This window comes from Mucilaginibacter sp. (genome assembly GCF_041660805.1).
Taxonomy (GTDB): domain Bacteria; phylum Bacteroidota; class Bacteroidia; order Sphingobacteriales; family Sphingobacteriaceae; genus Mucilaginibacter.
Genome location: NZ_JBAZVP010000017.1, coordinates 70,390 through 91,491, shown reverse-complemented (window position 1 = coordinate 91,491; position 21,102 = coordinate 70,390). Strand labels below are relative to the sequence as shown.

Here is a 21,102-nt window from a genome sequence, read left to right as displayed (position 1 = left end):
GAAAAATTTGTGAAAAATATTTATCCAGCCATTCCTTTCCGTCTCCTATACCCCGGCACATTTACCAGCAGTATCCCAACCAAAATTATTATCAGGCTTAAGAGCTGTGCAATATTTACACTTTCATTTATTAGCAGCCAACCTAAAAAAACGGCTACTACCGGGTTCACATAGGTATGGGTACTAATAATGGCCGGCGGCTTTATACTAATAAGCCAAACGAAGGATAAATAAGCCACCAACGACCCCATAATAATTAAAAAAACCAAACCGCCCCAGGCTTGCCAGGTTACATTGCCAAATGAAAAGCCAACCTGCTCACTTTTACAAAACGCGATAATAGCACTTGCAATTCCGGCTGCTAAGAGTTGTATGCCGGCATTCATTATGGTTGAGCTTTTGCCCTTGCTATCCTTAGTGATTAGCGAGCCAAACACCCAAAGCATGGCACTAAACAAAACCACTATACTGGCAATGGTAGCCATTGGCGATGGGTTAACCACAGCCACGCCCAATCTTAAAAACAGGAAGATGCCGGTAAAGCCTATTATAAGGCCACCCAGTATATATTTATTAGAAAAATATTCCGACCAGCGTTTCCGGTCTATCAGCAAAAACATAAGGGGCTCGGTGGCTACCAATATAGCCGCCTGGCCAGAGCTGATGTACTGTTCGGCCCAGGCTATCATACCGGTGCCACCAACCAGCATTAGTGTGCCGCTTAGCGCCTGCTTTAGCAAAAACTTTGTTTCGGGCAGTTGCTCGCCCTTTAGTTTGCACCATGCAAGCATAATTCCTCCGGCAGCAAGATAACGCAGGCCAACCAGTATAAAAGGAGGGAAGCTTTTTAACCCATATGCTACCGCCAGATAGGTTGATCCCCATATAATATAAATGTTAAAAAATGCGGATGCAATTAATAATGGCGATATAGCTTTGTCTTTCATAATTATTATTTTTACCACCTTGAGAAGTAACGCTGGTAAAGTTATAAAGTTTTTACTATCTTTAAATATTACGATAGTAAAGATTAATATATATTTGACTTAATATGAGTAAAGAGAGGGATATAACCAATTTGCCTTTAGATGGGGGCTTATTGTGCCTTGACTTTATTAATACCGTACAAACCCGTAAAAAGGATGTATTTCATGAATATCTGCCTAACTATGCCGCATTTCTACAGTGGTGTATTAAGTTAAATCTCGTTAGTGCTAAAGAAGTAAAGCAGTATGAGACTATAGCTCATCAATCTCCGGCTAAGGCAATTACCGCTTACCACCATGTTATTTTAGCCCGTGAACTGTTATACCGGTTCTTTTCGGCAAAAGCCGATGGGAAAGCTATTGAAGCTGATGTGTTAGAAGGCTTTAACGAGTTGCTTACAGAGGCATTGCAGCATATTGGCTTTGAGAACACTAGTGCCGGGCCAAATACGGTTTGGTTAAACCAGGATAATGATCTTTCTGCACCGTTATGGAAGATAATGAAATCTGCCTATGATATTTTAACCGTCGCCGAATCAAAATATGTTAAGGAATGCTCGGCCTGTGGATGGTTGTTTTTAGATAAGAGCCGTACCCATACCCGCCGCTGGTGCAACCCGCTGGAGTGTGGCAGCATTGATAAAGCCACCCGTTATTACCATCGCCAAAAGGCAAAAAAAGCAGGTGCATAAAAAAGGCGCAACATAAATGCTGCGCCTGTATGTTATTTGTGCCTGGTATTATAAGCCAAAGGCTGCTTTTACTTTATCTACATAGTCCAGTTTTTCCCATGTAAACAGCTCAACTTCGCTGGTTACAACGCGGCCTTCCGGGCTGGTAAAGGTTTTAGTTACCGTTTCGCTTGGCTTACCAAAGTGGCCATAAGCGGCAGTTTCACTATAAATAGGGTTACGCAATTTAAAACGTGTTTCTATTGCATAAGGCGTCATGTTAAATATTTGCTCAACCTTTAAAGCAATTTCGCCATCGGTTATATCAAGTTTGCTGGTACCGTAAGTATTTATATAAATACCCATAGGCTGTGCAACACCAATAGCGTATGATACCTGTACCAAAACTTCATCGCAAACACCGGCAGCTACCAGGTTTTTTGCAATGTGGCGGGTAGCGTATGCTGCAGAACGGTCAACTTTTGAAGGGTCTTTACCAGAAAATGCACCACCACCGTGCGCGCCTTTGCCACCGTAGGTATCCACAATAATTTTACGGCCTGTTAAGCCGGAATCGCCATGCGGGCCGCCAATAACAAATTTACCGGTTGGGTTAATGTGGTATTTAATATCATTGTTAAAGAAGTGCGCGTATTTAGGATATTTAGCCTGTACCCTTGGAATAAGTATGCCAATGATATCGCTGCTTATCTTTTTAAGCATTACTTCTTCCTCATCAAAATCATCATGCTGGGTTGATATCACTATCGCATCAATACGGGTAGGCTGGTTATTGTCGTCATACTCCAAAGTTACCTGTGATTTTGCATCAGGGCGCAAATAATCAATATCAGTACTCTCGCGGCGGATGGCGGCTAATTCAATTAATAAAGCGTGAGCAATATCTAAAGCCAGTGGCATATAGTTATCAGTTTCAACAGTTGCATAACCAAACATCATACCCTGGTCGCCGGCGCCCTGGTCTTCTTTAGCCTGGCGGTCAACACCCTGGTTAATATCAGGTGATTGTTCGTGAATGGCAGAAAGCACAGCGCATGAGTTGCCGTCAAACATATATTCGCCTTTGGTGTAACCAATTTTATTGATCACTTCACGGGCGATTTTTTGCACATCTAAGTAAGCTTTTGATTTAACCTCGCCAGCCAAAACTACCAGGCCGGTTGTTACCAATGTTTCACAGGCAACTTTCGATTCGGGGTCAAAAGCTAAAAAATTATCAATTAACGCATCTGATATTTGATCAGCTACTTTATCCGGGTGTCCTTCTGACACGGATTCTGAGGTAAATAAATATGGCATGTTATGTTATAAACGTTAAATCGAAAGGAGCAGGTTTACTTGAAACGCAGTAAAAGGAGCAGTTTTTAGCACTTTTTTACGTGGTTGCAATTTGGTCCCAATGTTTCAGGGGCAATAAATCAGTCCACTTTCGGATGGCAAAAATAAAACAATTTTTCACAAAGCCGAAAATACATTTACTTTTGGCGACGAAAAGCTATTTAGTTGAAAAGGAAAGCGTTATTTATAATAAACCCAGTATCGGGAGGAAAGAAGAAAGAAGGTGTGCCGGACCTGATACAAAAATACGTTGATTCAACTATTTTTGATTTCGAGACCACGTTTAGCACCGGTATTTCTGATGCACGGGATATAGCCAAACAGGCCGCCGGTAAATATGATATTATTGCAGCCGTAGGCGGCGATGGTACAGTTAATGAAGTAGCATCTGCAATAGCCGGTACCAACTCTGTACTGGCCATAATTCCTTACGGGTCAGGAAACGGGCTTTCCCGTTTCTTAAGTATCCCAATGGATGTAGAGGGCGCATTTGCAACATTTAATAAGGGCCGTACTATAAGCATTGATGCCGGCAAAATGAATGGGCATTGGTTTTTTAATATGGCAGGTATGGGTTTTGACGCGCACATTAGCCATGTATTTGCGCACGGCAGTAAAAAGCGCGGCTTTATCAGCTACTTTAAATCGTCTCTTCAAGAAATTAATAAATACGAACCCCAGCTATATAAGCTGGATATTGACGGTGTAAAATACGAGCGCGAAGCATTTATGCTAAGTATGGCCAACTCATCACAATATGGTAACAATGCGCATGTATCGCCAACGGCATCGGTGCAGGATGGTTTGCTTGATGTTTGTATTATTAAGCCTTTCCCGCTATATCGTTTCCCCGAAATGGGTTTGCGTATGTTTACCAAAACGGCAGACAGTTCACAGTTTGTTGAAATTATAAAAGGAAAGCATATTATTATTACACGCTCAAAACCGGGCCCGGTACATTTAGATGGCGAGCCGCAGATAGAAGGCGCCGAAATTAAAATAGATGTGGTGCCCGGTGCACTAAAAGTTATTGTTGGCGGTTCATATAAAAACGGTTAAACATGGCAAAGAAAAAATTTACCGGTATAATGTATTCTACCGATCCTGATTTTCAATACCAGGAAGAGGGCGGCGATGGTATGCAAACGCTTCCGCCGCAACAGCAAAACTTAAAAATATACCTTGACCGCAAAGGCGGCAGCAAGCTGGTGACCCGTATTAACGGCTTTATTGGCACAGTGGATGACCTGGAAGCAATTGGCAAAAAGCTAAAAACAAAATGCGGGGTAGGCGGATCTGTAAAAGATGGCGAGATACTGATACAGGGCGACTTTAGGGATAAGGTATTGAGCCTGTTGCAAATTGATGGCTACAAAGCTAAAAAGGCAGGGGGATAGTGTATTGGTTTTATATTTGTAGTGACTGACTATCAATGCGTTATATAGTGTGTAAAACATACATTATGTAAAAATATATACCAAAATACTTGTTTCTTAGTGTATTAAAAGAGTAATTTGGGGTAACCAATTATAAATCTCTTTTAATGAACAGAACGAATAATCAGGTACCCGATCTGGGTTATCTTGGCCTGGCTAATACCCCACAAATTTTATTTCAATTAAACCCTGCACAACTTGTTGAAGCCGCTATAAAAAGGAACGAAGGCATTTTAACCGAATGCGGCGCTCTTGCAATTGACACAGGTGAGTTTACCGGGCGTTCGCCCAAAGACAGGTTTATTGTGGTTGACGAGATAACGGCCGACAGCGTTTGGTGGGGCGATATCAATATTAAATTTGATGCCGGTAAATTTGATAAGCTATATAATAAAGTAACGGCCTACCTGGCAGATAAAGAAATTTTTGTGCGCGATTCCTGCGCCTGCGCTAATGAAAAGTATCATATAGATATTCGTGTGGTTACAGAAACGGCTTATCAAAATCTTTTTGTACACCACTTATTTATAAGGCCCGAGGTTGTTAATGCAAATAACCAGCCCGAGTGGACTATTATAGCCGCCCCCGGCTTTAAGGCCGATCCGGAAACAGATGGTACCCGCCAAAGTAATTTCGCTATCATCAACTTCGGCAAAAAAATAATACTGATAGGCGGCACAGGTTACACCGGCGAGATCAAGAAAGGTATTTTTTCTGTTTTAAACTTTTTACTGCCTCATGACAAAAAGGTGCTTTCCATGCATTGCTCTGCCAATGCCGGCAATAAAGGCGATACTGCTATATTCTTTGGATTGTCCGGAACGGGCAAAACAACCCTCTCCGCAGATCCGGAACGTTGCCTGATAGGTGATGATGAACATGGCTGGAGCGATTATACCATATTTAATTTTGAGGGTGGGTGCTATGCGAAATGCGCGGGCCTTACCGCCGAAAAAGAACCACAGATATTTAATGCTATACAATATGGCGCTTTGCTGGAGAACGTAAACTTTGTACCCGGCACCCGCCGCGTTAATTTCTCTAATATTGATAAAACCGAAAATACACGTGTAGCCTATCCGTTATATAATGTAGATAACGCGGTAACCCCCTCAATAGGGGCATCGCCAAAAAATATATTCTTTTTAACTGCCGATGCCTTTGGCATACTGCCGCCGATATCAAAATTAACCCCGGAGCAGGCAATGTATCATTTTATATCGGGCTATACAGCTAAAATTCCCGGGACAGAAGCTGGCATAACTCAGCCTAAAGCTACATTCTCGGCCTGTTTTGGCGAAGCTTTTTTGCCATTGCATCCGGTAGCCTACGCAAAATTGCTGGGGCAAAAGATAAAAGACCACCAGGTGAACGTATGGCTGGTAAACACCGGCTGGACAGGCGGGCCTTATGGTACAGGCAACCGTATGAAATTATCTTTTACCCGTGCCATGATCACAGCCGCGCTAAATGGCGAGCTTGAAAATGTTAACTATCAACTCCATCCTATATTTAACCTGGCCATGCCGGTAAGCTGCCCAAATGTTCCTGATCATGTGCTTGACCCTAAAAAGACATGGCCGGATCCAGAATCTTATGATGACGCAATAAACAATTTAGCAATAGCGTTTGTTAAGAACTTCGAAAAATATATTAATTATAATATTGCCGAAATAGCAAATGCGGGCCCCAATGTGTCTTTAGCGGTTTAATTAGACGCAACTATATCATGTTAGTTACACACTTTTTATGTGTTGCGACTTGCTATTATTAAAAAAAATGGGTTTTATTGTAAAAAAATTGCTTGGGGCAAGCACAATTTTTTGGTTAAAGAGCGTTATGTATTACCAATTTACAAATGTTCTGGCCCTGTATATTAAATTATTATAAAGAATTGCAGAAATAGTTTTTTTATTTCATTTAAATTCTATTTTTGTTATTCGCTTAATGCGCACACATTTTTTATTAACTTATATTCTAAACAAAACGAAAACTAAAAATTAAAAGTAATGGCAAACGCACCAACAAAACCAACTACTCCTGTAACAAAAGAAAGCTCAAGTGCATCCGGCGCATTTGCATCTTTGACCATTCCAATTTGCATAGCGGTAGCTATTTTGATCTACATATTCATCCTGGGCGACCCAAGCCACTTTAAAGGCGGTGATCCAACAGCCGGCGAACCAATCGATATGTTCGGTACCGTACACAAAGGTGGGGTTATCGTACCTCTGATTATGTCGTATGTATTAATGGTTATTGTATTCTCAATCGAAAGGTTAGTTGTAATTGGCAAAGCATCTGGTACAGGTAGTGTTGAAGGCTTTGTAAAAAGAGTTCAATCTTTCTTAAACGCAGGTAACATCGCAGCAGCAAGTGCAGAATGCGACAAACAAAAAGGTTCAGTAGCTAACGTTATTAAATCAGGTCTTAAAAAATACAGCGAAATGGAAATTGATCAAACATTAGATGTTGACCAAAAAACTTTAGCTATCCAAAAAGACATTGAAGAAGCAACAGCATTAGAAATGCCAATGTTAGAGCAAAACTTAACTATCATCGCAACATTAGTATCTATCGGTACATTAACTGGTTTGTTAGGTACGGTTGTGGGTATGATCAAGGCCTTTGGTGAGCTTGGTGCCGGTGGTGCTGCTAACCCAACTGCATTATCAAACAGTATCTCTGAAGCATTGGTAAATACTGCATTAGGTATCATGACATCAGCTGTATCAATTGTTATGTACAACGTGTTCACATCAAAAATTGATAAGTTAACTTATGCAATTGATGAAACAGGTTTCAGCATAGTACAAACATTTGCTGCATCGCACAAAAATAGCAGAGCGTAAAATATTAGTGCCTGTTTTCCCGTTATAACAAAATATAATTTGGGATTAATTTGATTTTCACACTAATAATTTTTAAATTTACAAAATGGCAAGAGTAAAAGTTCCCAGAAAGAGTACACATATAGACATGACGGCTATGTGCGATGTTGCTTTCCTGTTGCTTACCTTCTTTATTTTAACTGCTAAACCACGGCCGCAAGACCCGGTTCCTGTAGATATACCGCCTTCAAGCTATGAAGTGCCAATTGCTGATGAAAACGTGTTGTTATTAACCGTTGGCCAGGGCAAGGTGTTTTATACTGTTGATGGTGCTGATATCCGTAAACAGACTTTGATACAAATGGGTCAAAAATATAATATTAATTTTACCCCAGAAGAGCAAAACAAGTTTATAGGAACCAACATATTTGGTGTGCCTATTAATCAGTTAAAGTACTTTCTGTCCTTAGATGTTAATCAGAGGAAAAATTTTAAGCAGACAGGTATCCCACATGATACCACTGCTAATAATGAATTATCTGACTGGATCAGGGAAGCGCGGAAGGTTGGCGCATCATTGCATAACAAGGCATTGTTTATAGCTATTAAAGGAGATAATAGAGAAGAGTATCCTACAATTAAAAAGCTTATCACTGTTCTGCAAAAACAAAAAGTTAACAAATTCAGTTTAATTACGACGCTTAGAGCTGCGCCTAAAAAATAATAAACAATGGCAGAATTAGACACCTCCTCCGGCGGGGGGAAAAAGGGCGGAAAAGTAAGAAGTAAAAAAGCTTCAACGCGTATAGATCTAACAGCAATGGTGGATCTGGCGTTCTTGCTGATCACTTTCTTTATCCTAACTACTACGCTGGCAAAACCTAAGGCAATGGATGTTACCATGCCTGATAAGGACGAGAAAATTACAGACCAGTTACCTGTACCTGCCTCACGTACCATGACCCTGTTATTAGGTGCTAATAACAAATTGGAATGGTTTGTTGGTGAACCTGGTAAATCGGCCCCTACACCAGATACTTATGGTAAAAATGGTATCCGTAAGGCGCTTATTGAAGAAGGCAAAAGGATACAGGCTGAAAGCGGCAAGTATATGATCGTTATTATTAAGCCAAGCGATAAAGCAAATTATAAAAATTTGGTTGACGCGCTTGACGAAATGAAGATCGCAGCCGTTCAGTCATTCGCTGTTGGTGATATTACACCTGCGGAAATTGAATTGCTAAAGAGAGATGGCCTTTTTTAAAGGACTAAAAAGAAGTAAAATTAACGTTATTAATATTAATGCCTAAAAGATGTTTGGATCAAAATTAGACATATTAAACCAGCAATGGATTGACGTTGTTTTTTATGGCCGTAATAAAGCATATGGTGCTTATGAATTAAGAAAGGACAACCCTCGTCACACTAACAGGGCCCTTGTTATTGGCATAGTAGTATTTGTTTTTCTTATATCCTTAAAAACAATCATCAATAAGATCGAAGGGTTCATTCCTAAGGCGGATGAGAAGGTGAAAATAACCGAAGTTGTTTTGCCACCTCCCCCTATGGATAATAAAGTGAAACCGCCACCACCGCCACCAGAGCCACCTAAACCAAAGGTAGATCAAGTGCGTTTCCCTCCTCTGGTTGTAAAACCGGATAATGAGATCCGCGAGAAAGATCCGCCAACGGTTAAAGAACTTGAAGTTGCTGACCCTGGCCAGAAAGACCAGAAAGGTGACCCTAACGCCGACATCAGAATTGATGAGCCGGTAGGTAACTCAGATATTAAACAAGTAGTTGAAGAAAATCCTAACCAGATCTTTACAGCGGTTGAGCAATCACCGGCTTTCCCTGGTGGTGATGCAAAATTCAACGCTTATTTAAGTAAAGCGATCCGTTACCCTGCAATTGCAAGGGAAAACAACGTACAAGGACGTGTAATATTAACGTTCGTTGTGGAAAGAGACGGTTCTTTAACTGATATTAGAGTTGTTAGAGGAATTGGCAGCGGTTGCGACGAAGAAGCTATACGTGCACTAAAGGCATCGCCTAAGTGGAAACCAGGTATACAAAACGGCCGCCCTGTACGTGTACAATATAGCGTACCGGTACAGTTTGCGCTGGCACAAGAATAACAGAGCAAATGTTATCAAATAACAATAAGAAGCAAAAATCGCCCAAAAGGCGGTTTTTGCTTATTTTAGGAGTTACTGCATTCATCGGTTTTTGTATAATGGGGCTCGGTCTTATTTTTTGGGATAAGTTTCCGGGAGAATTTCCGCAAACACAAAGAACCATATTTGGAGTAGTTATCCTTATTTATGCGGTATTGCGTTTTTCGCGCTATTTAAGAAAAGATCCTGATGAAGTTGATGAAGCTTAGTTTAAGAAATATATTGCTGGGATCGGCTTTTCTTGTAGCAGTCCAGAGTTGCAAACAGGGTGATAAAAAAGCCTCACAAGCTGATAAGCTTTTAGCCGGCACCACAACTTTTGTAGCAGATGAGTCATTTTCTCCGATTGTTGATGAGGAAGTGTATGTATTTAAAGCGATGTATCCGGATGCTAACCCTATAATAAAATATAAGCCGGAAGCGTTAGTTCTAAATACTTTGTTAAATGACAGTGTAAGGGTAGCAATTTTGGCCCGAAATCTGGACACTGCCGAGGTTGGTTTGTTTAAAAGGCGTACATTGCCTCCTGTAATAAGCAAATTTGCTATTGATGCTGTGGCACTTATAGTTAACCAGGCGTCAAATGATACCACAATAACAGTTAGTGAAATAGTTAAAATGCTAAATGGTCAGTCAAAAACTGACAAAAGTATAGTTTTTGATAACCCTAACTCAAGTTTGGTAAGGTATTTGAAGCAAATATCAGGTAATAAGGATTTTAAGCAGAAAAATATTTACGCTTTAAAATCTAATAAAGAAGTTATAAAATACGTAAGTACACATACCGATGCTATTGGTATAACAGGCTTTAGCTGGCTTAATGACCCTGATGATGATTATGCTGATGCGGTGAATAAGGTGAAAATTGTAGGGGTTAGAGATGAGAAAAGCAAAATTGCGCCAAACGAATACTTTAAACCTTCGCAAACTACCCTTGTCCAAAAGACATATCCTTTGAGCCGGTCACTATATATAATTGATTGCACAGGAAAAAAAGGATTAGGGGCCGGATTCGCAGGGTTTTTAGCAAGCGAACGAGGACAAAGGATAATATTAAGATCGGGCTTACTACCTGATTCTATCCCGTCAAGGGAAATAAACATAACACACTAAATTAATACATACATTCAAAACTAAGATGAAAATGATCAGTAAGATAAGCAAGTTAGTATTAGCACTGATATTTATTGGCTCATCAGTTTTTGCGCAAAGTTTGGCCGACGCCAAAAAAGCAATTGATGCCGAGCAATATCAGAAAGCTAAATCAATGCTTAAAAATTTAACCGTTACCCAGGCAGATAAGGATGAGAACTATTTTTATTTGGGATGGGTGTACATCTTGCAAGATTACCCGGATTCTGCAAAAACAGTTTTCACAAAGGGAATCTCTGTAAGTGCCAAATCTGCACTTAACTATGCAGGTTTAGGTGTTGCTGCTTTTATTGATAAAGATAAAAACACTGCAACAACTAATTTTAACCAGGCTATTGCTTTAGCAGGTAAAAACAGCAAACCATATGTTTATATTGGTAAAGGCTATTTGTTAAATGCTACAGAAGGTAAAGTTAATCCTGCGGATGCCAATGCTGCTATAGCAGTATTAAATAAAGGCAAAGCAGTTAACCCTAAAGATGCTGAACTGTTAGTGACATTGGGTGATGCTTACCGCACGCAATTAAAAAGCACCGAAGCTTTGGGTAACTACCAAAATGCTTTAGAACTTGACCCTAAGTTAGCTAACGCAAAAGTAGCAACCGGCGTGCTTTGGAGATATGCTGATAACTACGAAGACTCTGAAAAGCAGTTTAAAGAAGCATTAGTTATTGACCCTAACTTTGGCCCCGCTTACCGTGAATGGGCTGAGACCGACATCCGTTGGTCATTAAGAGACCCTAAAATGGCATCAGCTAAAGTTAAGGAAGGCTTAGAGCAATACCGTAAATACATAGCATTAACAGATATGTCTGTAGAGTCAAGAATGCGTTATGCGGATTTCTTGCTTTATGCAGGTGATTTTAAAACCTTACAAACAGAAGCTGCTGCTTTATCAAAAGTAGCTAACGGAAACTTAAGGACCTATCGTTACCTGGCTTACTCAGCTTTTGAAAATAAAGATTACCCTGCTGCTTTAACAGCAATGAATACCTGGGTTACTAAAGCCGATCCTAAACGTGTAATCCCTCGTGATTATTTATACTTAGGCCGTATACAAATAGCTAATCAGCAAGATTCATTGGGTATCCACTCCCTGCAAAAAGCATACGACTTAGATACCACACAGGCCGATGTATATGTTGAGATCGCAAAATCATTATATGCGAACAAGAAATATGAAAAAGCCGGTGATGCTTATATGAAATATGTTACCAAAGCAAGAAGGGTATCATTGAATGATTACCTGGCTGCAGGCCGTAGCTACTATATCGCTTATGAAGATCAGCTGTTTAGCACTGCAAAACCAAAGCCAACCCCCGATTCAACATTGCTTGTAAAAGCAGATACCGCTTTTAGCTATATTGAGCATAAAGCAACAGCACCGGTTGCACCGGTTGTACTATTAAGGGCAAGGGTAAAAGATTATATGGATAAAGACCGTAATAATATTAAAGGTTTAGCTAAACCATATTACGAGCAATATATTCAGTTAATGACCGCTAACCCGCCAACTGATGAAAAAGGAAAGAAACCTATAGCTGAAGCATATGCTTACCTTGGTCTTTTCTATCAGTATAAAGAGAAAGACGACGCGAAAGCAACTGAAAGCTTTACCAAGGCAAAAGAGTTTGACCCTACTAATAAGCAGGCAGCAGCATTCTTTGCCCGTAAAAGTGGCACAAAGGGGAAATAACCTTTAATTTTAATGAATATTAAAAGGCCTCTTGAAAAAGAGGCCTTTTTTATTATGCGCTCATTTGTATATTTGCGGTATGGAATTACAAAGTTTACCGGTTAATTATTTGCCCATCATATTCCAGATGCTGGTGGCAATGGGGTTTGTTGTTACTACTATGTTTGTAACACATAAAATTGGTCCTAAACGGGTAACTAAAGATAAATTGACGCCGTTTGAGTCGGGTATTGAGGTTATTGGTAATGCCCGCACCCCCATGTCAATCAAATACTTTCTGGTTGCTATACTGTTTGTATTATTTGATGTAGAGGTGATATTCATGTACCCATGGGCGGTAAACTTCCGCGAACTGGGTAAAGAAGGTATGATAGAAATGTTCATTTTTATGGGAACATTACTTGCCGGTTTCTTCTACATCATCAAAAAAGGCGCATTGAACTGGGATTAGTTTAGATTGATTCTAAATATATTCCAGGGTATTCTTAGTGTACCTCTTACAATGGTATTTTATTTAAATTTGCAAATCAGCATGGCTGATGGGTTTATTTTATTTGATAATAATTCATGAGTGATATTCAAATAGTTGACGCTCCTGCGGGCATAGAGGGGTCCGGATTTTTTGCCACTTCGCTTGATAAAGCAGTGGGTTTGGCGCGCTCGCACTCTTTATGGCCTTTGCCGTTTGCAACATCATGCTGCGGTATTGAATTTATGGCCACAATGGGCTCACATTATGATCTTTCAAGGTTTGGGGCCGAACGCTTAAGCTTTTCGCCGCGCCAGGCCGATCTTCTAATGGTAATGGGTACTATATCTAAAAAAATGGGTCCGGTTTTACGCCAGGTTTACCTGCAAATGGCCGAGCCACGCTGGGTTATGGCTGTTGGTGCCTGTGCATCAAGCGGTGGTATTTTTGATACTTATTCTGTTTTACAGGGTATTGATGAAGTTATCCCGGTTGATGTTTACGTTCCCGGTTGCCCGCCACGCCCCGAAGCTATTATTGATGGCTTTATGGCTATTCAAAAATTAGTGCAGACAGAAACGCTTCGCCGCAGGGAAGAACCCAAGTACCAGGCTTTACTTGCTAAATACGGAATTCAATAATGGGTAAGATAGCTAACGAAGTGCTTTTGCAAAAGCTAACTGATAAGTTTCCGGGCCAGGTTACTGAAACCGGTGCGGATTTTGGCTTGCTTACCGTTGAAACAGGTAAAGAATCCATTACCGATGTACTTACCTTTTTAAAAACAGATGCGGCGCTGCAGTTTATTTTTTTAACAGATTTAACTGCCATACATTACCCCGAGCTTGAAAAGCCAATTGGTGTAATATATCACCTGCACAGCTTAACTACTAATACACGCATACGTGTAAAAGTTTTTCTTACGCTTGAAGACGTGCATATCCCAACGGCTACAACTATATGGGATGGCGCTAACTGGATGGAAAGAGAAACGTATGACTTTTTTGGGGTGATATTTGACGGGCACCCCGATCTGAGGAGGATACTGAATGTTGATGACATGACCGCGTTTCCGCTGAGGAAGGAGTTTCCGCTGGAAGATCCAAACCGTATTGATAAAAAAGATTACTTTTTCGGGAGATAACATAAATGCAGAACCACCCCGTATATAACGATAACGATCCGCAGAATGAGTATTCCACACTCAACCTGGGCCCTACACACCCTGCTACGCATGGTGTGTTCCAGAACGTGCTGCAAATGGATGGTGAACGTATTGTTAGTGGCGTATCAACTATAGGTTATATACACCGCGCATTTGAGAAAATTGCCGAACACCGCCCATTCTATCAGATAACACCCCTTACAGACCGCCTGAACTATTGTTCGTCGCCCATAAACAATATGGGATGGCATATGACGGTTGAGAAGCTGCTGAATATCCAGATGCCAAAACGTGTGGATTACATGCGTGTTATTATTATGGAGCTTGCCCGTATATCAGACCATATTATTTGTAATGGTGTATTGGGTGTTGATACCGGCGCTTTTACAGGTTTCTTATACATGATGGAGTATCGCGAAGCGATATATGAAATTTATGAAGAGATCTGTGGCTCGCGTTTAACAACAAATATTGGCCGGATAGGGGGCTTTGAGCGTAATTTTAATACTATCGCGTTTGCCAAAACACGTAAATTCTTAAAAGATTTCCCTGGGGTTTTAAAAGAGTTTCAAAACCTGTTTAACCGTAACCGCATATTTGTTGACCGCACTAAAGGTGTTGCAGCAGTTACTGCCGAAACCGCGTTAAGCTACAGCTGGAGCGGCCCTATTTTACGTGCCACCGGTGTTGATTATGATGTAAGGGCAATGGAGCCATATTCATCATATGAAGATTTTGATTTTGAAGTACCCGTTGGCGAAAATGGCGATGTTTACAATCGTTTTTTAGTACGTAACGAAGAAATGTGGCAAAGCCTGCGCATTATAGAGCAAGCTTTGGCTAAAATAGAAAAAGAGCCATCAGATATTTTCCATGCTGATGTACCTGCATATTACCTGCCTCCAAAAGAGGAAGTTTATAATAACATGGAAGCTTTGATCTACCACTTTAAAATTGTGATGGGCGAAGTGGAAACCCCTAATGCCGAAGTTTACCACGCGGTTGAAGGTGCAAACGGCGAATTAGGCTTTTACCTGGTTAATGACGGTGGCCGTTCGCCATACCGTTTACATTTCCGCAGGCCAAGCTTTATCAATTACCAGATGTATGCACCAATGAGCCAGGGGATGTTATTATCTGATGCGATTATTAACATGAGTAGTTTAAACGTAATAGCAGGAGAATTAGATGCTTAGCGTACAAGATACCAACACACCGGTAACATTTACACCGGAACTGATCAGCCAGTTTGCTGATGTAGTTAGCCGTTATCCCGAGGGGAAACAAAAATCGGCATTATTGCCCATACTGCACCTGGTACAGGCCGAGTTTGGATGGGTGAGCGTACCTGCAATGGATAAAGTGGCCGAATACCTTTCTATACAACCTATTGAGGTTTACGAAGTGGCATCATTTTATACCATGTATTTTTTAAAGCCGCAAGGCAAGTACATGCTTGAAGTTTGCCGCACCGGCCCTTGCGAAATTGTTGGCGCAACCCCAATAATGGAGCATATAGAAGAAACACTTGGCGTAAAAGAAGGCGATGTTACCCCCGATGGCTTATTTAGCTGGAGAGGTGTAGAGTGCCTTGCTGCCTGTGGCTTTGGCCCTGTATTGCAAATTGGCCCCGAGTATACATTTTACGAAAAATTAACCACCGAATCGGTTGATACTTTAATAAACGATTTAAAGGCGAAGGCTAATAATTAATGAATGAAAGAAACAGGTTGATAAGCTGGGACGCAGCATTAATAGCAGGCATAGTTCTGTTCTTTTTACTGCAGGTGCCAGAGCATTATCACCTCATTATTGGGATCACAACCGTAATGATACTTTCAAATTGTATAAGAAATCATATAGCTGCTTATAAAATGAGTGGTAAAATATATTAGTAATGGCACGTAAATTACTTTTAGAACATATAAACGTACCCGGCATCAATACATTTGATGTTTACCGCTCAAAAGGCGGTTACGCTGCTGTTGAAAAAGCCCTGAAAACCCTTACCCCTGATGAAGTGGTGGAGGAGGTAAAAAAATCGGGTTTACGCGGCCGTGGTGGTGCAGGCTTCCCTACCGGGATGAAGTGGAGCTTTTTGGCTAAGCCGGAAGGGGTTGAGCGTTACCTGGTTTGTAACGCGGATGAATCTGAGCCAGGTACTTTTAAAGATCGGTTTTTGATGACCTACATCCCTCACTTATTAATTGAGGGAATGATAGTATCCAGCTTTGCGTTGGGTGCAAAAACATCATACATATACGTACGTGGCGAAATGATGCCGCAGATACGCATACTTGAAAGAGCAATTGCCGAAGCAAAAGCCAAAGGCTTTTTAGGTAAAAATATATTAGGCACCGGGTATGATCTGGAGCTTTACGTACAACCGGGTGGTGGTGCTTACATCTGCGGCGAAGAAACCGCTTTGTTAGAATCATTGGAAGGTAAACGCGGTAACCCAAGAATTAAACCGCCGTTCCCTGCTATTGCAGGATTGTATGGCTGCCCAACGGTAGTTAACAATGTAGAATCAATTGCAGCTGTTGTGCCTATCATCAATGAAGGCGGCGACGAATATGCGAAATTAGGTATCGGCCGTAGTACAGGTACCAAGCTGATATCTGCAGGTGGTAATTTAAAAAATCCGGGTGTTTATGAAATTGACCTGGGTTTACCGGCCGAAGAATTTTTATACAGCGATGAATATTGCGGTGGCATAGCCAATGGCAAGCGTTTAAAAGCGGTGGTTGCAGGTGGTTCATCTGTACCCATTTTACCGGCAAACCTATTCCTGAAAACTATTAATAACGAACCACGCCTCATGAGCTATGAATCATTAGCTGATGGTGGCTTTGTTAGTGGTACCATGATGGGATCGGGCGGTTTCATCGCTTATGACGAAGACCAGTGCATTGTTCGTAATACCTGGAACTTTGCAAGGTTTTATCACCATGAAAGCTGCGGCCAATGTTCACCATGCCGTGAGGGTACCGGCTGGATGGAAAAAGTTTTGCACCGCCTGGAATATGGCCACGGTAAAATGAGCGACATGGACCTGCTGGTTGATGTAGCAAAGAAAATTGAAGGTAACACCATTTGTCCGCTGGGTGACGCGGCAGCTTGGCCGGTGGCCAGTGCTATCCGCCATTTTAGGGATGAGTTTGAGTGGCACGTAACCAACCCATCGGCAGCGGTGGCAGGTAATTACGGATTAGCACATTATGCTGACCCATTACCGAAGTTGGAGAGTGCAGCGGGATAAGTCAAAATTTAAAAGTAAAAATTAAAAAATAGAAAGCATTTGAGCGAGAAACCTTACAACATCAAACATAGGTGTTATCAGTTTTCAAAGGAATTAGTTTTATTCATCGCAAGTGCCAGATATGAGAAGATTTTCTTTTCACTTTTTGACCAATTAATAAGAAGCGGTACATCCGTAGGTGCTAATATTGTTGAAGCTAAAGCGGGTAGCTCGACTAAAGACTTTAAGAACTACTATAAAATAGCGCTTAAGTCGGCAAATGAAACAAAATACTGGCTGTGTTTGATTAGAGACACAGTTTTGGTAAACGAGAAAGATAAATTAAACGAGTTGCTGAACGAAGCTGATGAGCTGTCAAAGATCATCGCATCTATCATCATCAACCTGGATTAGATAGTACTTAAAAAGCATAGTTTTTTACTTTTGACTTTTTAATTTTGAATTATAAATGAAAGTTACGATAGACGGATTTCCTATTGAAGTAGAGGCCGGGACGACCATACTGAACGCTGCAAGGCTGATAGGTGGCGACATTGTTCCGCCTGCTATGTGCTATTACTCCAAGCTGGAAGGTACCGGCGGTAAATGCCGTACCTGTTTGGTACAGGTAAGCAAAGGTTCTGAAAAGGATCCGCGCCCTATGCCAAAATTGGTAGCAAGTTGCCGTACCACAGTCATGGATGGCATGGAAGTAAAAAACATTACTTCGCCGGAAGTTATTGAGGCGCGCAAGGGTGTGGTAGAGATGTTATTGATAAACCACCCGCTTGATTGCCCTGTTTGCGACCAGGCAGGCGAGTGCCATTTACAAGACTTAGGCTATGAGCACGGTGCTGCCAAAACCCGTTATGAGTTTGACCGCCGTACGTTCGAGAAAATTGATATTGGTGATAAGATCCAACTGCATATGACGCGCTGCATCCTTTGCTACCGTTGCGTATTTGTTGCCGACCAGATAACCGATCACCGCATACATGGTATCTTAAACCGTGGCGATCATTCAGAAATTTCAACGTACATACAAAAAGCGGTTGATAATGATTTTTCCGGTAACGTAATTGATGTATGCCCTGTAGGCGCGTTAACTGATAAAACTTTCCGCTTTAAAAACCGTGTTTGGTTCACCAAACCTGTTGAGGCACACCGCGATTGCCATACCGAAGGCTGCGGGGGTAAAGTTACCTTGTGGTACAAAGGCGAAGATGTTATACGTGTTACCGCGCGTAAAGATGAGTACGGCGAAGCAGAAGAATTTATTTGCAATACCTGCCGTTTTGATAAGAAAAAAACCAGTGACTGGGTAATAGAAGGCCCGCGTAAAGTATCGCATAAATCTGTTATTAACTCCAATCACTATGATACTCTTAAACCACTGCCGGTTGTAAAAACCAACCCGCTATTGATAGAAGCGAATAAAGAACAATTTGAAAGGGAGACACGCCTGTAATGGAATTAACAGATATCGCCATAAAATTTGGGCTTATAATAATCATATTCGCCATTAGCCTGGTAGTAGCTATGTACTCTACCTATGCCGAGCGTAAAATAGCGGCATTTTTTCAGGATAGGGTAGGCCCTAACCGTGCCGGTCCGTTTGGTATTTTACAGCCACTGGCTGATGGTGCTAAAATGTTCATGAAAGAGGAGATCATCCCAACCAACGCAACACCATTTTTATTCATTGTTGGGCCTTCGTTAGCTATCCTTACCGCATGTATCGGTTCGGCGGTTATCCCATGGGGGCAAAATTTAACCGTTGGCGATAAAGTTATCCCGCTGCAGGTTACTGATATTAATGTAGGGATCCTGTATATCTTTGGTGTAGTGTCACTGGGGGTATATGGTGTAATGATAGGCGGCTGGGCGTCAAACAATAAATACTCTTTATTAGGTGCTATCCGTGCAGCTTCCCAAAACATCAGTTATGAAATTTCAATGGGGCTTTCCATCATAGCCCTGTTAATGGTTACCGGTACTTTAAGTTTAGGCGAAATTGCCCAGGCCCAACACGGCTGGCACTGGAATGTGATCTATCAGCCGTTAGGTTTCCTGATATTTATTGTTTGCGCATTTGCAGAAACCAACCGCACACCGTTTGATTTGCCAGAGTGCGAAACCGAGCTGGTGGGTGGTTATCATACCGAGTACTCATCAATGAAGCTGGGTTTTTACCTGTTTGCCGAGTATATTAATATGTTTATATCATCGGCAGTAATGGCTACCTTGTATTGGGGTGGTTATAACTATCCGGGTATGGATTGGGTTACCGCCCATGTTGGCCCGGTTATTGGCCCACTTATTGGTACTGTGGTGTTCTTTACAAAAATATTCCTGTTCATCTTCTTCTTTATGTGGGTTCGCTGGACCATTCCGCGTTTCCGTTATGATCAGCTGATGGATTTAGGTTGGAAGGTATTAATACCGTTGGCTATAGCAAACATTGTGTTAACAGGTATTTTTATTACTTTTTTTAGTTAGACAGAGGAATCAAATGGAATCATTAAGTAATAAGAAAAAGCAATTAGTAGTAAAACCACTCAATTTTTGGGAACGGGCTTACCTGCCCGCAATTGTGCATGGTTTGTCTATTACTATGAGTCACTTTTTCAAAAAACCGGTTACTATACAATACCCGGATGAGAAGCGTGAGTTTTCTGAAAACTTTCGGGGTATGCACTCGCTTAAACGCGATGAGAATGGTGCGGAGCGTTGCACTGCCTGCGGTTTGTGCGCATTATCATGCCCGGCAGAGGCTATAACTATGACGGCTGCTGAGCGCCAGAAAGGCGAGGAGCATTTATACCGTGAGGAGAAATATGCTGCCGTTTACGAAATTAACATGTTGCGCTGTATTTTCTGCGGACTTTGTGAAGAGGCCTGCCCTAAAGAAGCGATATATCTTGACGGCGATATCATTCCATCAGATTATTTGAGGAAAGATTTTATTTACGGAAAAGACAAATTAGTAGAACCACCTTTAAATCAATAACAGAAGTTTTATACCTTTGCCCAACTCTTTTTTGAAGGGCAAAAGTATATTGTAAAATATAAACATGAGTACATTTTACTTCATCGCGTTTTTATCCATATTCTTTTCTATACTGGTTATTTCTGCAAAAAACCCGGTGCATAGTATACTGTACCTTATACTTACCTTTTTTACTTTCACCATTCACTATATATTAATGAATGCGCAGTTTTTGGCTATAGTAAACTTTATAGTTTACATGGGCGCCATACTGGTATTGTTTTTATATACGCTGATGCTCATTAACCTCAACAAAGAATCGGAACCGGTTAAGCCATTTATGATTAAGATAGCCGCTGTATTTGGCGGTGGTATATTAGCTGTAGCGCTGGTATCGTCATTAAAATCATTGGGCGCGTCAGATCCTGTAGTGTTGAAGAACCCCGAGCTGGGCCTTGTGAAAAACCTGGGTAAAATATTATTTAACGAATTTTTATTGCCGTTTGAAGTATCATCAATATTGCTGCTATCGGCAATGGTTGGCGCTGTATTACTGGCCACTAAAGATCCTAAAGAAACAAAAGCAACCATCTGATGGACAGTTTAACAAATACCATTCAAGCGGTGCCGCTTAACCATTACATATTATTAAGCGCTATTATATTTTCAATAGGTGTTATGGGTGTTTTATTACGCCGTAATGCTATTGTGATATTTATGTCGGTTGAGCTGATGCTTAACTCGGTTAACCTGTTGCTTACCGCATTTTCGGTTTACCGTGGCGATGCAGCCGGGCAGGTTTTTGTGTTTTTTATTATGGCACTGGCCGCTGCAGAAGTAGCAGTAGGGCTGGCCATTATAGTAATGATATACCGTAACACCAACTCTATCGATATTAACGTATTGAACAGGTTGAAATGGTAACCCCCT

At 41.2% G+C, this 21,102-nt stretch carries 26 protein-coding genes; 24 read left to right on the top strand and 2 right to left on the bottom strand.

What is annotated here, in order from left to right; translation table 11 throughout:
* Positions 1–20: 20 nt before the first annotated feature.
* Complete coding sequence (locus tag WC743_RS18895) at positions 21–947, bottom strand: EamA family transporter (RefSeq protein WP_373014471.1); 927 nt, start codon at positions 945–947, stop codon at positions 21–23.
* Between the two features lie 104 nt (positions 948–1,051).
* On the opposite strand from WC743_RS18895, the gene WC743_RS18890 reads away from it, so the two are divergent.
* Entirely contained in the window at positions 1,052–1,678 is a 627-nt protein-coding gene (locus WC743_RS18890; protein ID WP_373014469.1) for an ABATE domain-containing protein, read from the top strand.
* Between the two features lie 48 nt (positions 1,679–1,726).
* On the opposite strand, the gene metK is transcribed toward WC743_RS18890, so the two are convergent.
* Positions 1,727–2,977, bottom strand: a complete 1,251-nt coding sequence (gene metK / locus WC743_RS18885) for a methionine adenosyltransferase (protein ID WP_373014467.1) — start codon at positions 2,975–2,977, stop codon at positions 1,727–1,729.
* Between the two features lie 204 nt (positions 2,978–3,181).
* On the opposite strand from metK, the gene WC743_RS18880 reads away from it, so the two are divergent.
* The 23 genes from WC743_RS18880 to nuoK all read left to right on the top strand — a co-directional run bounded on the left by WC743_RS18880 (position 3,182) and on the right by nuoK (position 21,096).
* Complete coding sequence (locus WC743_RS18880) at positions 3,182–4,075, top strand: diacylglycerol kinase family protein (RefSeq protein WP_373014465.1); 894 nt, start codon at positions 3,182–3,184, stop codon at positions 4,073–4,075.
* Between the two features lie 2 nt (positions 4,076–4,077).
* Positions 4,078–4,413 (top strand): translation initiation factor, encoded by a 336-nt coding sequence (locus WC743_RS18875; RefSeq protein WP_373014463.1) that lies wholly within the window; start codon positions 4,078–4,080, stop codon positions 4,411–4,413.
* A 146-nt stretch (positions 4,414–4,559) separates the two neighbouring features.
* Positions 4,560–6,164: a phosphoenolpyruvate carboxykinase (ATP) gene (gene pckA, locus WC743_RS18870; RefSeq protein ID WP_373014461.1), complete on the top strand. Its 1,605-nt coding sequence runs from the start codon at positions 4,560–4,562 to the stop codon at positions 6,162–6,164.
* A 297-nt stretch (positions 6,165–6,461) separates the two neighbouring features.
* Positions 6,462–7,304: a MotA/TolQ/ExbB proton channel family protein gene (locus tag WC743_RS18865; protein WP_373014459.1), complete on the top strand. Its 843-nt coding sequence runs from the start codon at positions 6,462–6,464 to the stop codon at positions 7,302–7,304.
* A gap of 85 nt (positions 7,305–7,389) precedes the next feature.
* The gene (locus WC743_RS18860) at positions 7,390–8,007 is read left to right on the top strand and encodes an ExbD/TolR family protein (protein WP_373014457.1); all 618 of its coding nucleotides are present in this window, start codon (positions 7,390–7,392) and stop codon (positions 8,005–8,007) included.
* Between the two features lie 6 nt (positions 8,008–8,013).
* Complete coding sequence (locus WC743_RS18855; RefSeq protein ID WP_373014456.1) at positions 8,014–8,547, top strand: ExbD/TolR family protein; 534 nt, start codon at positions 8,014–8,016, stop codon at positions 8,545–8,547.
* Between the two features lie 49 nt (positions 8,548–8,596).
* Positions 8,597–9,421, top strand: coding sequence for an energy transducer TonB (locus tag WC743_RS18850; protein ID WP_373014454.1), 825 nt, complete (start codon positions 8,597–8,599; stop codon positions 9,419–9,421).
* A gap of 8 nt (positions 9,422–9,429) precedes the next feature.
* Positions 9,430–9,669, top strand: coding sequence for a hypothetical protein (locus WC743_RS18845; RefSeq protein ID WP_373014453.1), 240 nt, complete (start codon positions 9,430–9,432; stop codon positions 9,667–9,669).
* Positions 9,650–10,573 carry a PstS family phosphate ABC transporter substrate-binding protein gene (locus WC743_RS18840; RefSeq protein ID WP_373014451.1) on the top strand — a complete coding sequence of 308 codons (924 nt, stop codon included), beginning with the start codon at positions 9,650–9,652 and terminating at the stop codon, positions 10,571–10,573. Before WC743_RS18845 ends, WC743_RS18840 begins: the two co-directional genes overlap by 20 nt.
* 31 nt (positions 10,574–10,604) lie before the next feature.
* Positions 10,605–12,308: a tetratricopeptide repeat protein gene (locus tag WC743_RS18835; protein ID WP_373014450.1), complete on the top strand. Its 1,704-nt coding sequence runs from the start codon at positions 10,605–10,607 to the stop codon at positions 12,306–12,308.
* 79 nt (positions 12,309–12,387) lie between these two features.
* On the top strand, positions 12,388–12,759 hold the full coding sequence (locus WC743_RS18830; RefSeq protein ID WP_373014448.1) for an NADH-quinone oxidoreductase subunit A: 372 nt from the start codon (positions 12,388–12,390) through the stop codon (positions 12,757–12,759).
* A 116-nt stretch (positions 12,760–12,875) separates the two neighbouring features.
* Entirely contained in the window at positions 12,876–13,418 is a 543-nt protein-coding gene (locus WC743_RS18825; protein ID WP_373014446.1) for an NADH-quinone oxidoreductase subunit B, read from the top strand.
* Positions 13,418–13,921, top strand: coding sequence for an NADH-quinone oxidoreductase subunit C (locus WC743_RS18820; protein WP_373014444.1), 504 nt, complete (start codon positions 13,418–13,420; stop codon positions 13,919–13,921). The genes WC743_RS18825 and WC743_RS18820 overlap by 1 nt, the downstream gene beginning before the upstream one ends.
* A 5-nt stretch (positions 13,922–13,926) precedes the next feature.
* The gene (locus WC743_RS18815; RefSeq protein WP_373014442.1) at positions 13,927–15,138 is read left to right on the top strand and encodes an NADH-quinone oxidoreductase subunit D; all 1,212 of its coding nucleotides are present in this window, start codon (positions 13,927–13,929) and stop codon (positions 15,136–15,138) included.
* Positions 15,131–15,655 (top strand): NADH-quinone oxidoreductase subunit NuoE, encoded by a 525-nt coding sequence (gene nuoE / locus WC743_RS18810; protein ID WP_373014440.1) that lies wholly within the window; start codon positions 15,131–15,133, stop codon positions 15,653–15,655. The genes WC743_RS18815 and nuoE overlap by 8 nt, the downstream gene beginning before the upstream one ends.
* Entirely contained in the window at positions 15,655–15,837 is a 183-nt protein-coding gene (locus tag WC743_RS18805; protein ID WP_373014438.1) for a hypothetical protein, read from the top strand. Before nuoE ends, WC743_RS18805 begins: the two co-directional genes overlap by 1 nt.
* A gap of 2 nt (positions 15,838–15,839) precedes the next feature.
* The gene (gene nuoF / locus WC743_RS18800) at positions 15,840–17,204 is read left to right on the top strand and encodes an NADH-quinone oxidoreductase subunit NuoF (RefSeq protein WP_373014436.1); all 1,365 of its coding nucleotides are present in this window, start codon (positions 15,840–15,842) and stop codon (positions 17,202–17,204) included.
* Between the two features lie 39 nt (positions 17,205–17,243).
* Positions 17,244–17,597 (top strand): four helix bundle protein, encoded by a 354-nt coding sequence (locus tag WC743_RS18795; protein WP_373014434.1) that lies wholly within the window; start codon positions 17,244–17,246, stop codon positions 17,595–17,597.
* A gap of 55 nt (positions 17,598–17,652) precedes the next feature.
* Complete coding sequence (locus WC743_RS18790) at positions 17,653–18,651, top strand: 2Fe-2S iron-sulfur cluster-binding protein (RefSeq protein WP_373014433.1); 999 nt, start codon at positions 17,653–17,655, stop codon at positions 18,649–18,651.
* Positions 18,651–19,682, top strand: a complete 1,032-nt coding sequence (gene nuoH, locus WC743_RS18785) for an NADH-quinone oxidoreductase subunit NuoH (protein WP_373014431.1) — start codon at positions 18,651–18,653, stop codon at positions 19,680–19,682. The genes WC743_RS18790 and nuoH overlap by 1 nt, the downstream gene beginning before the upstream one ends.
* A gap of 13 nt (positions 19,683–19,695) precedes the next feature.
* Complete coding sequence (locus tag WC743_RS18780) at positions 19,696–20,193, top strand: NADH-quinone oxidoreductase subunit I (RefSeq protein WP_373014430.1); 498 nt, start codon at positions 19,696–19,698, stop codon at positions 20,191–20,193.
* A 64-nt stretch (positions 20,194–20,257) separates the two neighbouring features.
* Positions 20,258–20,767: an NADH-quinone oxidoreductase subunit J gene (locus WC743_RS18775; RefSeq protein WP_373014428.1), complete on the top strand. Its 510-nt coding sequence runs from the start codon at positions 20,258–20,260 to the stop codon at positions 20,765–20,767.
* Positions 20,767–21,096, top strand: coding sequence for an NADH-quinone oxidoreductase subunit NuoK (gene nuoK / locus WC743_RS18770; protein WP_373014427.1), 330 nt, complete (start codon positions 20,767–20,769; stop codon positions 21,094–21,096). Before WC743_RS18775 ends, nuoK begins: the two co-directional genes overlap by 1 nt.
* Positions 21,097–21,102 lie beyond the last annotated feature (6 nt).

Coding starts and splice junctions, on each gene's coding strand:
- WC743_RS18895 (WP_373014471.1), bottom strand. CDS start 947: ATGAAAGACAAAGCTATATCGCCATTATTAATTGCATCCGCATTTTTT.
- WC743_RS18890 (WP_373014469.1), top strand. CDS start 1,052: ATGAGTAAAGAGAGGGATATAACCAATTTGCCTTTAGATGGGGGCTTA.
- metK (WP_373014467.1), bottom strand. CDS start 2,977: ATGCCATATTTATTTACCTCAGAATCCGTGTCAGAAGGACACCCGGAT.
- WC743_RS18875 (WP_373014463.1), top strand. CDS start 4,078: ATGGCAAAGAAAAAATTTACCGGTATAATGTATTCTACCGATCCTGAT.
- pckA (WP_373014461.1), top strand. CDS start 4,560: ATGAACAGAACGAATAATCAGGTACCCGATCTGGGTTATCTTGGCCTG.
- WC743_RS18865 (WP_373014459.1), top strand. CDS start 6,462: ATGGCAAACGCACCAACAAAACCAACTACTCCTGTAACAAAAGAAAGC.
- WC743_RS18860 (WP_373014457.1), top strand. CDS start 7,390: ATGGCAAGAGTAAAAGTTCCCAGAAAGAGTACACATATAGACATGACG.
- WC743_RS18855 (WP_373014456.1), top strand. CDS start 8,014: ATGGCAGAATTAGACACCTCCTCCGGCGGGGGGAAAAAGGGCGGAAAA.
- WC743_RS18850 (WP_373014454.1), top strand. CDS start 8,597: ATGTTTGGATCAAAATTAGACATATTAAACCAGCAATGGATTGACGTT.
- WC743_RS18845 (WP_373014453.1), top strand. CDS start 9,430: ATGTTATCAAATAACAATAAGAAGCAAAAATCGCCCAAAAGGCGGTTT.
- WC743_RS18840 (WP_373014451.1), top strand. CDS start 9,650: ATGAAGTTGATGAAGCTTAGTTTAAGAAATATATTGCTGGGATCGGCT.
- WC743_RS18835 (WP_373014450.1), top strand. CDS start 10,605: ATGATCAGTAAGATAAGCAAGTTAGTATTAGCACTGATATTTATTGGC.
- WC743_RS18830 (WP_373014448.1), top strand. CDS start 12,388: ATGGAATTACAAAGTTTACCGGTTAATTATTTGCCCATCATATTCCAG.
- WC743_RS18825 (WP_373014446.1), top strand. CDS start 12,876: ATGAGTGATATTCAAATAGTTGACGCTCCTGCGGGCATAGAGGGGTCC.
- WC743_RS18820 (WP_373014444.1), top strand. CDS start 13,418: ATGGGTAAGATAGCTAACGAAGTGCTTTTGCAAAAGCTAACTGATAAG.
- WC743_RS18815 (WP_373014442.1), top strand. CDS start 13,927: ATGCAGAACCACCCCGTATATAACGATAACGATCCGCAGAATGAGTAT.
- nuoE (WP_373014440.1), top strand. CDS start 15,131: ATGCTTAGCGTACAAGATACCAACACACCGGTAACATTTACACCGGAA.
- WC743_RS18805 (WP_373014438.1), top strand. CDS start 15,655: ATGAATGAAAGAAACAGGTTGATAAGCTGGGACGCAGCATTAATAGCA.
- nuoF (WP_373014436.1), top strand. CDS start 15,840: ATGGCACGTAAATTACTTTTAGAACATATAAACGTACCCGGCATCAAT.
- WC743_RS18790 (WP_373014433.1), top strand. CDS start 17,653: ATGAAAGTTACGATAGACGGATTTCCTATTGAAGTAGAGGCCGGGACG.
- nuoH (WP_373014431.1), top strand. CDS start 18,651: ATGGAATTAACAGATATCGCCATAAAATTTGGGCTTATAATAATCATA.
- WC743_RS18780 (WP_373014430.1), top strand. CDS start 19,696: ATGGAATCATTAAGTAATAAGAAAAAGCAATTAGTAGTAAAACCACTC.
- WC743_RS18775 (WP_373014428.1), top strand. CDS start 20,258: ATGAGTACATTTTACTTCATCGCGTTTTTATCCATATTCTTTTCTATA.
- nuoK (WP_373014427.1), top strand. CDS start 20,767: ATGGACAGTTTAACAAATACCATTCAAGCGGTGCCGCTTAACCATTAC.